The organism is Psychrobacter sp. 1Y4, from assembly GCF_051847555.1.
Map to the genome: position 1 here is coordinate 1 of NZ_JBPYDE010000696.1, position 647 is coordinate 647.

The following is a 647-nucleotide window of genomic DNA, read 5'->3' on the forward strand; positions in this document are numbered from 1 at the left end:
ATTTAGCGCTGAGCCTTGCAGACCCAATTGTCGCTTTTGTTGCAGCGTCAACAGCCGATAGCCCTCAAAGCTACGCTCCACTCGTAACGGCTGCCCTGCCTTCTCTTCTAGCATAGCTGTGAGCGAACCTTCGGCATTGAGCCATGATACTAATTCAGCAGGAGGTAGAGACGTGGTAGGGATAAGAGGGTTACTGGACATAGTTAACGGCTAATAGTGAAATGTGTAAAGTAAATGCCTGCAGGCTATTATTAATAGTGGACATTAACGGTGTATATCAATGAAGCGTATCAAAGGCTGGCATATTGTCTGCGTTAAATGGTAGTGCCTCATGGGCTTGCTTGCGATATTGTGCCATATGCATCCGATCTCTAGCACAAAAATCGCCAATCGCAGGGACAAAACGCGGATCATAAATGCGGTGAAGCGAGTGCGTCGTCGTTGGGATAAAACCACGAACCAACTTATGCTCGCCTTGCGTACCTGGATCAAAGGACGCTAGCCCTTGCTCGATGGCAAATTCAATGCCCTGATAATAGCACAGCTCAAAATGCAAACTGTCATACTCACTAAGCGCACCCCAGTATCGACCGTACAATGTTGCACTATTATCAACACTACCCCTATTAGGTGTGTCGTATAAGAAT

At 46.8% G+C, this 647-nt stretch carries 1 protein-coding gene and 1 pseudogene; both read right to left on the minus strand.

Annotated elements, in window-relative coordinates; translation table 11 throughout:
* Nucleotides 1-201, minus strand: a pseudogene (locus tag ACS8FC_RS18385) (chorismate--pyruvate lyase); the annotation flags it as partial.
* A gap of 76 nt (nucleotides 202-277) precedes the next feature.
* Nucleotides 278-647, minus strand: a 370-nt coding sequence (locus ACS8FC_RS18390) for a peptidogalycan biosysnthesis protein (RefSeq protein ID WP_439297848.1), incomplete at its 5' end; no start/stop codon positions are given.